This window comes from Bradyrhizobium sp. LLZ17, assembly GCF_041200145.1.
GTDB lineage: Bacteria > Pseudomonadota > Alphaproteobacteria > Rhizobiales > Xanthobacteraceae > Bradyrhizobium.
On sequence record NZ_CP165734.1, the window covers coordinates 3,712,664 to 3,726,050 of the forward strand.

General features: G+C 63.6%; 8 protein-coding genes and 3 pseudogenes. 5 read left to right on the top strand and 6 right to left on the bottom strand.

The genetic code is table 11. From position 1 onward, the window contains the following. Window positions 1-48 precede the first annotated feature (48 nt). Window positions 49-351, top strand: coding sequence for a DUF736 domain-containing protein (locus tag AB8Z38_RS18035; RefSeq protein ID WP_369726335.1), 303 nt, complete (start codon window positions 49-51; stop codon window positions 349-351). A 147-nt stretch (window positions 352-498) separates the two neighbouring features. Here the strand turns inward: AB8Z38_RS18035 and AB8Z38_RS18040 are convergent. Beyond that, a pseudogene (locus AB8Z38_RS18040) lies at window positions 499-630 on the bottom strand (DUF736 family protein); the annotation flags it as partial. 636 nt (window positions 631-1,266) lie between these two features. On the opposite strand from AB8Z38_RS18040, the gene AB8Z38_RS18045 reads away from it, so the two are divergent. The 4 genes from AB8Z38_RS18045 (at window position 1,267) to AB8Z38_RS18060 (ending at window position 4,011) form a co-directional block, all read left to right on the top strand. Next, the gene (locus tag AB8Z38_RS18045; RefSeq protein ID WP_369726336.1) at window positions 1,267-2,178 is read left to right on the top strand and encodes a reverse transcriptase domain-containing protein; all 912 of its coding nucleotides are present in this window, start codon (window positions 1,267-1,269) and stop codon (window positions 2,176-2,178) included. Continuing rightward, window positions 2,141-2,788 carry a group II intron maturase-specific domain-containing protein gene (locus AB8Z38_RS18050; protein ID WP_369726337.1) on the top strand — a complete coding sequence of 216 codons (648 nt, stop codon included), beginning with the start codon at window positions 2,141-2,143 and terminating at the stop codon, window positions 2,786-2,788. The genes AB8Z38_RS18045 and AB8Z38_RS18050 overlap by 38 nt, the downstream gene beginning before the upstream one ends. Window positions 2,789-3,282: 494 nt before the next feature. Further along, entirely contained in the window at window positions 3,283-3,591 is a 309-nt protein-coding gene (locus AB8Z38_RS18055; RefSeq protein ID WP_369726338.1) for a DUF736 family protein, read from the top strand. A 63-nt stretch (window positions 3,592-3,654) separates the two neighbouring features. Further along, window positions 3,655-4,011, top strand: coding sequence for a hypothetical protein (locus AB8Z38_RS18060; protein WP_369726339.1), 357 nt, complete (start codon window positions 3,655-3,657; stop codon window positions 4,009-4,011). A 65-nt stretch (window positions 4,012-4,076) separates the two neighbouring features. Here the strand turns inward: AB8Z38_RS18060 and AB8Z38_RS18065 are convergent, their stop codons facing one another. The 5 genes and pseudogenes from AB8Z38_RS18065 to AB8Z38_RS18085 form a co-directional block, all read right to left on the bottom strand. Continuing rightward, window positions 4,077-5,000: a DUF2493 domain-containing protein gene (locus tag AB8Z38_RS18065; RefSeq protein ID WP_369726340.1), complete on the bottom strand. Its 924-nt coding sequence runs from the start codon at window positions 4,998-5,000 to the stop codon at window positions 4,077-4,079. Between the two features lie 298 nt (window positions 5,001-5,298). Further along, window positions 5,299-6,360 (bottom strand): toprim domain-containing protein, encoded by a 1,062-nt coding sequence (locus AB8Z38_RS18070; protein ID WP_369726341.1) that lies wholly within the window; start codon window positions 6,358-6,360, stop codon window positions 5,299-5,301. Between the two features lie 146 nt (window positions 6,361-6,506). Then, window positions 6,507-9,781: pseudogene (locus AB8Z38_RS18075) on the bottom strand (strawberry notch-like NTP hydrolase domain-containing protein); the annotation flags it as partial. A 185-nt stretch (window positions 9,782-9,966) separates the two neighbouring features. Then, a pseudogene (locus AB8Z38_RS18080) lies at window positions 9,967-12,089 on the bottom strand (ParB/RepB/Spo0J family partition protein). A gap of 108 nt (window positions 12,090-12,197) precedes the next feature. Then, entirely contained in the window at window positions 12,198-13,151 is a 954-nt protein-coding gene (locus AB8Z38_RS18085; protein WP_369726342.1) for an ArdC family protein, read from the bottom strand. Between the last annotated feature and the right edge of the window lie 236 nt (window positions 13,152-13,387).

Sequence of the window (13,387 nt, forward strand, 5' to 3'; positions counted from 1 at the left end):
ACAAGGCCGCGATGGTCGCGGGCTTGAACACAGCACAGGAGATCCACCATGTCCCAGATCGGTTCGTTCACCCGCAGCAACGATGGCACCTACACCGGCACCATCAAGACGCTCGCGATCGATGCCAAGGCGCGCATCGTCCCCAGCGATCCCGCCTCCACCAGCGACAAGGCGCCAGACCTGCGCGTGATCGTCTCAGGCGTCGAGATCGGTGCCGCCTGGCGCCGGACTTCGAAGGACAATCGCTCCTACCACTCGGTCAAGCTCGACGATCCGTCCTTTACGGCGCCCATCTACGCCAACCTCTTCGAAGGCGACGATGGCGAGTGTGCGCCGATCTGGTCGCGCTGACCGACACCGCGGCGTCTCGCAACATCGCGGGACGCCGCGGACAGAGCCCTCGTTATTATGCGGAGCGGCGCAACCACAACAGCCACAAAAGCCCGGGAAAACCGCGGCTACCAGCCAACGACTCCGCATAATCCCGCGCTACGCATAATCCGCCCGGCCCACATAGATGCGGTGGCTGGGCGCGTTGTCGTTAGAGCGGTTGGTCTCGGCGACGATGCGGACGCCCTTGGTCTGAAGGCTCAGGGTGACGATCTCGCCGTGAAACTCGTTACCGACCTTATATTAGCCATGTCACTTCTCGTGCGCCAAGAGTGACGGGTGGAGTCCGTCACGCGCACTTGTTGCCCCTGCGGGGTGGGAGACCCCGCAGCCCACGTGCCGCAAGCACGGGGGTTGAAGCAGATGGGTGAGGTAAGCTGGGTGCCTCCGGCGAGCCATAAATGAGCAGAACCCGTCAAAGTCGGACGACCCGGGACTTCCGTCCGAGGCTGGTCCGGCGAGCGTACCTGCTACGGAAAGAGTTATCGAACCGATGTTTGAAGCCTCGTTGCAACATGGAATCCGCCGAACCGGAAGTGGGCGGATCGGTCGAAAGACCGGAGGAGTGCCGATCTCCGCTGAGTGGACGGAGATCAGGGACGTGCGTGATCGCGCACGTCAGCCAGCGGCCCAGCTTGCGGTGACCGTTGGCCGGAATCCTCACGGGGTAGAGTCGGTCCCTAAGGCAGGTGAAGGGACGACAGGTGAACTTGGGAATCTTGCCGTGTTCTCTCGCGCCGGATGGCGCGAGATGATCGAGGCGACCGATGATCGGCGCGGTAGGGGGCGGAGTCTTCGTAGTAGTCAGAGGGCGGGAAAGCCGTCCACATGGCGAAGGGAGACAGTGGGTGAAGCAAGCCGGCAGGAGGCGGGCCGATGAGGCCCGGCGCGGTGAATACCGCGTTCGTCCTCGACATGCAGCGCAAGCTTCACAGGTGGAGTGTCGCGAATGCCGAAAAGGTGTTCGCGGATCTGTTCAACATCATATGCGACCGCAGGACGCTTTTGGAAAGCTGGCGTCGGTTGACCCGTAACAAAGGCAGCCGCACACCGGGTACCGATGGCGTCACGCGGAAGACGGTCGAAGAGCAGCTGGGCGGCGCAGTACGGTTCATCGAGGATATCCGCGGTGAACTACGCAGCGGCACCTATCGGCCCGAGCCTGTCCGGCAAAGGCTGATCCCCAAACCGGGTAAGCCCGGCAAGGTGCGTCCGCTCGGCATTCCGACGCTCAAAGACCGACTGGTGCAAATGGCTTTGAAGCTCGTGCTGGAGCCGATCTTCGAGGCGGACTTCTATCCGACCTCCTATGGCTTCCGGCCCGGCCGGAGCACCCATGATGCGCTGGCGAAAATCCAGCGACGACTGCACCCCACACCCAGCGGCACTTCCGAGTACCGCTTCGTGATCGAGGGTGACATCAAGGGCTGCTTCGATGCCGTCGATCATCATGTGCTGATGGAGCGTGTGCGCCGACGCGTCGGGGATCGCAAGGTCCTCAGGCTCGTGCTCGCCTTCCTAAAAGCCGGTGTCATGATCGAGGGCACCGTCCGCCACCCTGTTACGGGCACCCCGCAGGGCGGCATCATCTCGCCATTGCTGGCCAACGTCTATCTGGCGGCCATCGACGAGAGATACGGACGGTGGATGCGCCCTCGCGAACGACCGCAGAATGCAGCCGACCGGCGGCTTTACGATCGCCGGAGAAACAGGCCTACATTCTGCCGTACGTTACGCCGACGACTTCGTCGTGCTGACGGACGGGACCCGCGAGGAAGCAGAAGCTGAAAAGTTTGCGTTGGCACAGTTCCTCAAAACGGAATTGCGCATGGAACTGTCGATGGAAAAGACCAGGATCACCGGCGTCGGGGAAGGCTTCGACTTCCTCGGCTATCGAGTGGTGCAGACCAAGGCACGCCGCACCGGTCGTATGGTCGGTAATCTCTTCATTCCGAAGAGCAAGCTGAAAGACCTGCGCCACAAGATCAAGGTCAGGGTGAGGGCGACGCCGACAGGCCAAGCCCTTGCCGATCTCATCGACGATCTCAACCCGGTCATCACCGGATGGCGAAACTACTACCGCTACGCCACGTGGGCCACGCGGGACTTCGCCAGTCTGGATTGGTGGCTGTGGGAGCGCATCGGGCGATGGCTGCACCGGAAGCATCCTAAGACGACGTGGCAAGAACTGCGTCGCCGCTTCCAGGCAACAGCGCCCGACAGCCGCTGGCGATGGGTCGACGGACCGAAATCGCTGCGGTTCTTCCGGGAAGGCGGATCACTCCACTTCCCGCACCGGGGCATACGCATACCGAACGGATGGAACGATCCTGGCGAGAAGTTCCGCAAAGGAGCCGATCGCTTCTGGGCGTCGTTCAACACCCTCATGGACGCGTGAGGACCACACGCGGCGTAAGCCGCGCATGGAGAGCCGGTTGCTTGGAAACTTGCACGCCCGGTTCGGCGAGAGGGGCGCAGAAACCATCCGTCGCAAGACGGACAGGCGCTGTGCCCCTACTCTACCTATTTGTGTTTCGAGCCCGCGACCACCGCGGCCTCGATGGCGATCTAGGGCCGAAGACGATCGGCGACGCACCCGCTCGCGGGCCGAAGCGCAGCGGAGGACGTCGTTGTGGCGACTTTCTTGTCTCGCGAGGAATGGGCGTGAGCCCAGGGGAAGAAAGTCGCATCAACGGCGTTGCGGCTCAGGCGATCGAGGCGAAGCCGGCCTTTGGCCAGATCAAGCCATCAATGAGGCCACGTGGTCCGCGTGCTGAACCGCAAGCTTAAGGAGAAGACTTGGCTAATCGGTTGTGCTGAACAAGAGGTCGGTACGGTTCGGCGCAGAAAGAGAAACAATCTACCGGAAAGGGCGGTATCGTCCCGGAAGGAATGATCGAGCGCGGCGCGCCGCGCCACCGCAGCTATGTGGGCCAGACAAAGATCGCTAGGGCTTGCTTAAAGCGCTCCTACGAGAGCCGCGACTATCTCTCGCTCAAGCTCGATGAGCCGTCTTTCAACGTGCCGCCCTGTGCGACCTTGCTCGACGATGATGGCGACGACCCGTCGTTGCTCTTGCGTTGCGGCTGTAAGAATTGGTCGAGGCATATTCTCCACCACACCCGCCGACGCCGACGGGCGGGTCCCCGCGAACACGGTCAAGCGTGTCCATGCCGTGCCGCCGATGCAAACCGCACCTAGGCACGCGAAGGCCTCGCGCCAAGCTAGTGAAGGCACCCCGATCTGCGATAGAGCAAACACCACATGATGGCCCGCGATCGCCGCAGGGACCGCGAATGCGGTTGCGATCGCGACGCGCAACGCCAAGGACCGATTAAGGGCGACGGCGACCTGACCAGCGGCAAGCATCAGCGCACCACCGGCCGTTCCCATAAGCAGCGCGCCGGCGACGCCGGCGCCGCTCTGCAACGCAATCATCCCGATACTCAGTGCGATGAAAAACGCCAACGCATACACAGCGAGCGCGAAGATCGCCCAGCAGAACAAGCCCATGCCGACGGCGTTGAGGACAAGCCCAAGGGCGAGCATGGTGGTGGCTCCACGTGCATAGATCTAGCAGTCGCGCCTTCCACCACCACCACGGGGCAGTTTTGGATGTAAAAACAAAATGAGGCGGAGTTGCGGCGCGCAACTCCACCTTGTCTTCGAGGCGAGCAAGACGGCGCTCATGCGCCGCCGAACCTCCACACGGGGATGCCGAGCCGCTTCGCCTTGTCGGCGAGGTTGTCCTGAATGCCCGTGCCCGGGAAATGCATGACGCCGATCGGCAGGAGTTCGAGTATGGCGTCGTTGCGCTTGAAGGGGGCTGCCTTGGCATGTTTCGTCCAGTCAGGCTTGAACGCGATCTGAGGTACGTTGCGGGTGGTCGCCCATTTCGAGGCGATCAGTTCGGCGCCTTTCGGCGAGCCGCCATGCAGGAGGACCATGTCGGGATGCTTGGCATATACCTTATCGAGGCGATCCCAGATGAGGTGGTGGTCATTGAAGTCGAGCCCGCCGGTGAGTGCGATTTTCGGTCCTGGTGGCAACATGACCTCAGTCTCAGAACGACGCTTGGCGGCAATGAAGTCGCGGGAGTCGATCATCGCTGCGGTGAGCGTGCGGTGATTGACCAATGATCCTGATCGTGGGCGCCAGGATGAGCCGGTGTGGACCTCAAATCGTTCGATCGCCTGGTCGCGGAAGAGTTCCAAGCAGTTGCGGCGCTCGATCAGCGTGATGCCCTCAGCAGTGAGGCGCTCGAGTTCGACCGATCGCACTTCCGAGCCGTTCTGCTCGCGTTGGCTCTTATGCTGCGCCTGCTCGTTGTCGTCGAGCTGGCGTTCGATGCGATCGACGGCGCGATGGAACAGGTTGACCGTCGACCAGAGCAGATCGTCGAGGTCCGGCTCAAGCCGCGTGCCGTTCAGGGTCGCAACCAGGGCGTCGAAGATGTCAGAGACCGCGCCGGCGATGATTTTTCCCTCCGGAAGCGGTCTGGGATCTGGCTGGTCGTCGAAAAGACGGTAGCCGAAGAGCTGTAATTCGGTGAGGACGTGGTCTGTCGGAGACGAGGCATGCGGCGGTTCGATGTCGTCATGGTCGATCATGGGAAGAGGTCCTTTGCCGGATCGGCCGCGACCATCGCGGCCTTCGTGGCGATCCTCTGACGGCGGGCGGAACGGACCAGCACCCCAAAGGGCCGAAGCGCAGCGGAGGATGGCGGAGGCCGGCTATTTTGTTTCGCGATGCAAAGCGCGCGGTGGCGCGCGGCGGAAAATAGGCGGACGCAGCCATTGCCGGCCCGGGCCGGCTGCTGTCCGATCGCCCTCTAGAAGGCCAAGGTCGCGTCCTCTTCCGCACGGGCCTCGCCCGACCGGGGTGACGGCGTCGACCGAAGCGCCGATGCTATTCCGCGGCCACCCTCGACGAATGCAGGAAGCGAACGACGTCCTTGGGCACGAGTTGAAACTGCAGGGCTGCTCGGAGGACATCAACACCGAAGACCTGCAGATCTTCGTTGAAGTCGCCCAGCCGCGGCGACAGCGGGATCACTTCAATGCCGGCCTCTTGCGCGCGCTGCGTGAGAACCGCCTGCACGGCATCCCCCGCAGCATCAGCATCGCGGGCGATATAGAGACGACGCAGGCCAGACGCCAGCAGCATGGCTGAGAGGTGATTGGCCGAAAGCGCAGCCGCCATTGGCATGCTCGGCAGCACACAGCGCAACGAAAGCATGGTCTCAATGCCCTCGCCGGCTGCGAGCACGTCATCCACCACGCCGAAGCGAACAGCGTTGCCGAGCAGGTCGCCCATCGCGCGTCGTGGCGTATCGACCGGAGCCTTACCCAGCCGCACGCGATCGAAGCCGTCTGGATCGAGCCAGGTGCGATGTACGCCAGTAATTCGTCCATCGAGATCCGTGACGCGGGCAATCATCGCCGGCCAGGTCTCGGTCGGCAGATTGTCGTCCGGCCGATAGTAGCAGCGCGGATGGAAACGCAGACTGCCACCATGGTGGATGCGGGCTATACCGCGGCGCTGCAAACATGCCTCGGCAATGGTCCCCTCGATCGGGCTGGATATCGCAAAGAGCCGACGAGCCGCCTCTTGTGATCCGGTCGACGCTGGCGAACGAACCGGTTTCAGGGCCGGCTGCTGCTGAGCACGAGGTAGCTTGAGAAAGCGCCTCGCCTCCTCGGCGGCCTCACGAAAGTCTCGCAAACCCAGACTTTCGCGGATGATGTCGAGGAGATCACCATGTTCGCCGGTTGCGGCATCGGTCCACTTGCCCGCGAGCCCCTTCGGCGATTCCTGGAGCCGCACAAATAGTGAGCGGCCCGGGGTGTTGTGGACGTCGCCGACCAACCAGTACCGCCCTGCCCGCTTGCCATTGGAAAGATAGTGTCGGCACACCGCCTCGGCCTCGCGCGCGAGGCCGCGTGCCAGCTCAGAGGCATCGTGGGACATCACGTGGCCTCCCGCTCGCTGATGCGCGCGACGTGATAGTGGTCGAGCACCTTCACCAGGATCTCGACGCCGCTCGCGTCCGTGGGCACGAACATGCGCAGCTTCCAGGAAATGATCTCGCCAAAGAGGCCGCAGGCCCGCAAGCGGTCGCGCATCGTGTCGAGCGAGCAGTCGTCGACCTTGCCGCGCGCCAGCAGAGTATAGAGCTGACGCAACGCATCCCGTCCGTGCTGGCTTTCAAGATTGTCCTCCGGTCGGAGCAGACCCTGCCCTCCGGTCTGGCGTTGGCCACGCGTGATAGCGCCCAACGTGTCGAGCCGGCGTGCGATGGTGCTCAAGAAGCGCTTTTCGGCCTTCACGTCGGTCGCCATGGGGCGAAACAGCGGCGGCTGCGCCTGGTTGGTCCGGTTGGTGCGGCCGAGGCCCTGGATCGCAGCGTCGGCCTTCCAGCCGGGCTCGAGCAGATAGTGGACCCGCAGGCGGAGATTCCGCGCCGACAGCTCGGCATGGTAGCTCCTGCCCGTACCGCCCGCGTCGGAGAACACGAGGATCCGCTTGACGTCGTCCAAGAACGCCGATGTCTCGGCGAGGTTGGCCGAACCGGCCCGGTTTTCGACGACCAGCCGTTCGCCCTTGCGAACGATGCGGCGTGAGCGGCCGGTGACTTCCGCGACCACCTCGGTGCCGAAGCGCTGGATCACCTGGTCCAGCGCCCCAGGCACCGGCGGCAGCGAGGCGAGCTTCTCGATGAGGCGGTCGCGGCGGGCGACGGCCTCCCGGTTCTCGACCGGATGCCCATCACGGTAGACAGGCCGCGAGCAGAGATTGCCCTCCTGGTCGGTGAAGGGCTCGTAGAGCTGGACCGGAAAGGAATGGGCGAGATAGTCGAGGACATACTCGCGCGGGGTGATGTCGATCCGGACGTCGCCCCATTCCTCCGTCGGAATCTCGGCGAGCCGGCGCTCCATCAGCGGTTCGCCCGTCGACACGATCTGGATCACGGCGGCATGACCGGCGTCGAGATCGTGCTCAATCGAGCGGATCAGCGATGGTGTCTTTATCGAGGTCAGGAGATGACCGAAGAAGCGCTGCTTGGCGCTTTCGAAAGCGGATCGTGCCGCGGATTTTGCCTCGTTCAGCGTTCCCGTCGCGCCGGTGATGTTGGCGGCCCGCATTGCCGCATCGAGGTTGTTATGGATGACGCTGAACGCGCCGGCGTAGGCGTCGTAGATGCGCACTTGCTCTGGTGTGAGCTGGTGCTCGACGAGCTCGTATGCGACGCCCTCGTAAGACAGCGAGCGGGCCGCGTAGAGACCGAGCGCCTTGAGGTCGCGCGCCAGCACCTCCATGGCGGCGACGCCGCCCTCCTCGATCGCTTCGACGAACTCGGCGCGGGTGGCGATTGGGAAATCGACGCCACCCCACAATCCCAGCCGCTGGGCGTAGGCGAGATTGTGGACCGTTGTGGCGCCTCTTGCGGAGACGTAGACGATGCGGGCATTCGGAAGCGCGTGTTGGAGCCTCAACCCCGCACGCCCCTGCTGGGACGCCGCCTGATCACCGCGCTCGCCCTTCTGGCCTGCCGCGTTCTGCATCGCGTGGCTCTCGTCGAAGATGATCACTCCGTCGAAATCGGAGCCCAACCATTCGACGATCTGCAGCACGCGCGAAAGCTTCTCGCCACGCTCATCGGTGCGCAGCGTAGCGTAGGTGGTGAAAAGGACGCCTTCCGAAAGCCGGATCGGCATGCCCTGGCGAAACCGGGAGAGCGGCGTAACCAGCAGGCGCTCAAGTCGCGCTGCGCGTGTTCGATCAGCTTGTCGGACTTGCTGATCCAGACCGCACGGCGGCGGCCCTTGAGCCAGTTGTCGATGAGGATGCCGGCGACTTGCCGCCCCTTGCCCGCGCCGGTGCCATCACCCAAAAACCAGCCGCGGCGAAAACGGACGGCATTTTCTGCATCGTCGCGAGCGGCCGCCACAACGTCAAAGGTCGCATCCACCATCCAGGAGCCCGCAAGAAACTGGGAATGCGCTTCGCCGGCATAGATGACGCTCTCGAGCTGGGCGTCGGACAGGATGCCATCCGCCACGACGTTGGCCGTCAGAAGTGGCCGGTAAGACGGCTTCGGCGGCGCGATCGAGGCCATCGCGGCGGACTGCACGAGTTTGGACGGATGCGCATGCGCGTCCTGAATACGGATCGCCTGCAGCGCGTATTCGTCATAGAGCGCGTCGGTCAGTCGAGCGCCTTCCGAAGGCGTCCACTCGACCGTCTCATAGGCGAGTTCGAAGCCCTCTAGCGCTGCAGGGCTCGGAGTAGACGATGGGCGTGGCGCAGAGGCGTCGATAGATCGTGATATCGCAGGGCGCCTGATGACGTCGACCGCCACCGGCGCGACAACAGGCAGCCTCGGAGGTACATCCTGAGTCGCCCAATCAAGCAAGGTGGCGACATCGCTCGCCATGCCCGGTGAAGCGGGAAAGACTTTCGGGTCTGCGGCAGGCTGCTTGTCGATCACAAGCAGTCGTATGTCAGTTTGCGTTCCGTGTTTCGCATAGACCGCGCGATCGATGGCAGCAGAAAACACCACCCGCCCGCATTGCTGGAGGCGAACAAAGGCATCTCGCCACGCCGGGTTCTCCGGTGCGAAGCTCGCGCCGGTAATGGCGACCAGACGCCCACCGTCGCAGAGACGCGCCAATGCAGAGGAGATATGCCGGAGAGCCGCGTCCGCCATTCGTCGATCGACGTTCGCCAATGCCGAGAACGGCGGGTTCATCAGGACGACGCTCGGTACGACTCCCGCATCGAGGTGATCGTCGCTCTGGGCGGCATCAAACCGGGTGACCTTAATGTTGGGAAACAGTTGGTCGAGCAACGCCGTGCGGGTCTCGGCCAGCTCGTTCAACACCAAGGCACCGCTGGCGAGCTCGGCAAAGATGGTAAGCAAGCCGGTCCCGGCGGAGGGGTCCAAAACCCGATCGGACGGCGTCATGCCGGCAGCAGTGCATGCGGCAAGCCCCAGCGGGATCGGCGTCGAGAATTGTTGAAGGGCCTGGCTGTCCTCGGAGCGCCGCGTGTGGGTCGGCAGGCAGTTCGAGATTCTCGCGAGCATCGGCAGCATCGCGGCCGTCGAGCCGGCCTTGACGCGGATAGCCGGGCAAAACTTGCGAAGGAACAGAACGGTTGCCGCCTCGCAGACATCGTAGGCGGTCTTCCAGTTCCAGGCGCCAGTGGCGTCCGAAGCGCCGAAGGCAGCTTCCATGGCGCCGCGCAGGACAGCGGCATCGATGCGCCGGCCGCGATCGAGGTCGGTCGAGAGCTGTCGGGCGGCCCTGACGGCGGCGGAGGTGAGAGTTGCAGCCGCACGCATGGAGAGCGGCGTAGCGGCAGCGCCGCCGGCGATAGATTCGGTCATGGCTGAGTTCTTTCGGAGAGCAGGAAACGGGTCGAACCATCAGGTGCTCTCCTCAAGACCCGACGGCTCAAGCCCTTCCCGGCCCGGCTCTCCCTCTCAGCCCTCGCCCATAAAAATGGGGACCGGCACAGCACACCGGTCCCCAAGCAATTGCAGGGACGACTGGAGCGATTCCTTCTATGATGTCACTCGGCTGCGTCGAGCTGTTGCGGATCATCTTCGCCGGCGTTCTCCCGATCCTCGTCCTCGGCGAGGAATTCGGGCAGCGGGCCCGCTTCACTCTCCTGCTCCCCTGACGCCGCATTGGGATCGACCAGACGCAGCGGCTCCGGCAACCAGCCCGAACCATCGAGAAGACGCTCGGCCTCCTTGGCCATGTCGGCCTTCTTCAGGTGGTCGATCAGTTGCGCGGGGGATTCACCCTTGGCTTCCCGCACCGCCTCCAGAATGCGAGGCTTGGTGACCCGGCCGAGATAGTTGTCGACCGAGGGCTTCCAGCCCGCTTGAACCATGTCGAGACCGACCGCGCGTGCCAGCACGTCAGCCTGGTCGAGTCGCGCGCGGACACCCTGTGCGGAGACGCGGCCCTGATTGTAGCGGTTGGCCGGCTCGTAGAGAGCGTTGACTGCAAATGACGCACAGTGAGCGAACAGGGACGCCTGCGCCGCGCCATCGAGAGCCGTTAGCGCATCCCAGAGATCGTTCTCGCCCCTCGGCAACCGTGCCTTCCAGGACTCATGCCGGGCCTCGACCGCCTTCGCGGACGCGCTTTCCCTCAAGCCAGGAGCTTGAGCCGGAAAGGTCGCCGTCCGAAGTCCGATCTCAAGGCAGCTTCCGGACGAAGCGAACCGGTAAAAGGCCCTCAGTACGAAATTGTGCAGCACCGCCTGGAAAGCGATGGCGGGATTTTCTGCCAGCGCATCCCGCAACGCCAGTGTGCGATGGGCTGTCAACCCGGTGTGTGATCAGCCGATCCGGCAGAGGTTTGGTCGCGTCCTCATCATCTTCTTCCGCGTCAGGAGCGCCGCCAGCAACCGCGATGACCGCGCGTTGGACGGAAGGCCCAGCCGCCTTCCCCTCGACCGATTGTGTGTCGGCGGACTGTCCGACTTCAGGATCGTCTGCCGGGACATCATCCTCCGGCCGGACGTAATCCTGATGGACCGAGAGGCGCCCTTCGGAATCGATGCTGACGAAGACGCCAGCGCGGGCGATCTCGGGCCGGATCGTACATCATCGGCCAGCGTTCGAACCCCATCAGTGCGGTCTCGGTTTCCCCGAGACGCTGATCGACCTCATCGGGCAGCTCATCGGTATCTTGATAATCGGATTTAATCCTGACCCGTACGGCGTTGAGGGCGTCGATGGTGGCCTGCTCCTCCGGGGAGAGGTCGACAGGTTTGTCCTCGATTTCGCGCGGGCCGTCCGTGTGGCCGTAGGGGAATTCGACGCCAAGCGAAACCCACCTCCACCCTTCGGCTGCAATCGCGTCGGCCTCGGCTTTGAGCTTTTCTGTCACGAGACGGTCGAGCAAAGCAATGTCCTCGAGCCAGCCGCCATCATCGTGCTCGAACAGGTCCCGCAAAACGCCGCCGCCAGCCTGCTCGTAAGCATCCAGCCCAATGAACTGAATGCGTCGATCGGACGCGCGCACGGTATTTTCGGTGAGCATTCGCCGGATCTGATACGGTTCATCATAGCCGGATCGGCTGACGTTCTCCCAGACCTGCTCCTGGCGCGCCTGGTCGGCTGTCACAGCAAAGGCCATGAGTTGCTCGAGCGTCATGCCGTCATCGGCATAGACCTCGTGGAGCTTTGGCGACACGGACGCTAGCCGCAGTCGTTGCTTCACGACAGCCGGTGTCATGAAGTGCCGGGTAGCGATATCCTCGTCGGATAATCCGGCGCCACTCAAGGTCTGGAATGCCCGGAGCTGATCGAGCGGATGAAGCCCTACCCGCTCGTCAGTCTCTGCAAGCGAGTCGTCTTGAGCGATGCCGCCCTCGCGGACGACACAAGGAACGGCTTACGTCTTTGCCATGCGCTTCTGCCTCACGAGAAGCTCGAGCGCGCGAAAGCGGCGGCGGCCGGCCGGCACCTCGAACATGCCGGTCTCATTGCCTTCGGCGTCCACGACCGCCCGCACGTTGAGACTTTGCAGCAGCGTACGCTGCGCGATGCTTTCGGCGAGCTGCTCGATGGAAATGCCCGCCTTCACATGCCGGACGTTGGACTGGCTCAGCACCAGCTTGTTGAACGGGATGTCTCGTGAGGGGGACAGCGTGATCTTTTGGACAGCCTTCGTCATATCGATTCTCCACGACGGGCGGCCGAGAGCATCTCTCTCGGCCTCCAACCCGTCGCGGAAAACGACCCCGCCCTCTCCCTCTCGTGCCCGCGGCGGCCGAGTGGAGCCTCACGCCGCTTGCTCCGCTCTCTCCGCCATCATGTCGACAGCGGGTTCTGGCAAGAATCCAAGGAGATAGTCCGCGACCTTGCTGGCTTGGGAAGCGGCGCGGATAATTGCACGATTGTCCTCGCGTAAGACTTCAAGCCAGGAGCCGATATAGTCGGCGTGCCGCACCGTCGGCACGATACCGAGCGAGGCGCAACTGAACGCAGACGAGATTTCTGCCACCAACTCCTCAAAAGCGTACTTCCTGGTACCGTAGCTGCCTGACAGGTCACGGTTGAGACGTGATGGATGGCCGCTGGCATGCGCCAGTTCGTGGAGGGCCGTTCGATGCCAATTGATCGGTTCGAAGTAGGCTTGCGGTGGCGGCACCTGCACATAGTCTTCGGTCGGCACATAGAAGGCGCGATTGCCGCCAATGCGGAAGTCGATGCCGGTCGCCTTGATCAGGTGTTCGACCTGCGGCTCGATCAGGCCTGGCGGCGGAGGCGGCGCCGTTGTTGCGATCTCTGCAGGCAAGCCGTCGCATTGATCGCAGTTGAAGACCGTGAAGCGCTTCAGGAACGGAATGGCCTGCGCTTCCTCACCGCTCTCGCTCGCGCGGCGCTTTTCGTCGACCGGCACAAAGCGGTCGGCATAGACCACGGTGGTGCCGCGCTCGCCCTTGCGGACGTGACCACCGAGCGACAGCGCCTGGCGGAATGTAAGCCAGCTCTGCCCTGTAAATCCCTGCTCGGTCGCGGCCCCCCAGAGAATGAGAACGTTGACGCCACTGTATTGGCGGCCGGTGGCCACGCTTCTCGGCATGGCCAAGGACGCCTTCGCCGAAGCGCCGCCCCGGGGCTGCACCCACGGCACTCGGCCAGCCTCCAGCTCGGCGATGATCTTGTTGGTGATGTCCTCATAAAGGCTTGCCCGGTCCTCGCCGGTGCGCGCCTGAGGATAATGTCTGGACATCGCGGATCTCCGCGACGGGCCCCGCGAGCCTCTCTCGCAGCCTGTAACCCGTCACGCCAAAACCCGGCCGACACTCTGACTCTCGCCTCTACCTGAGAGATTGCGAAATCTGCGACGCAGCCCGGCTTCCATCGGGTGTTCATGGGAATTGCGTTGAGCTACCCAGGGCCGCAGGCCCGGCCAGGCGTGCGCCAGGGGCGCATCGCCGCAACGGAAATGGCACCCGGAGAGCGTGA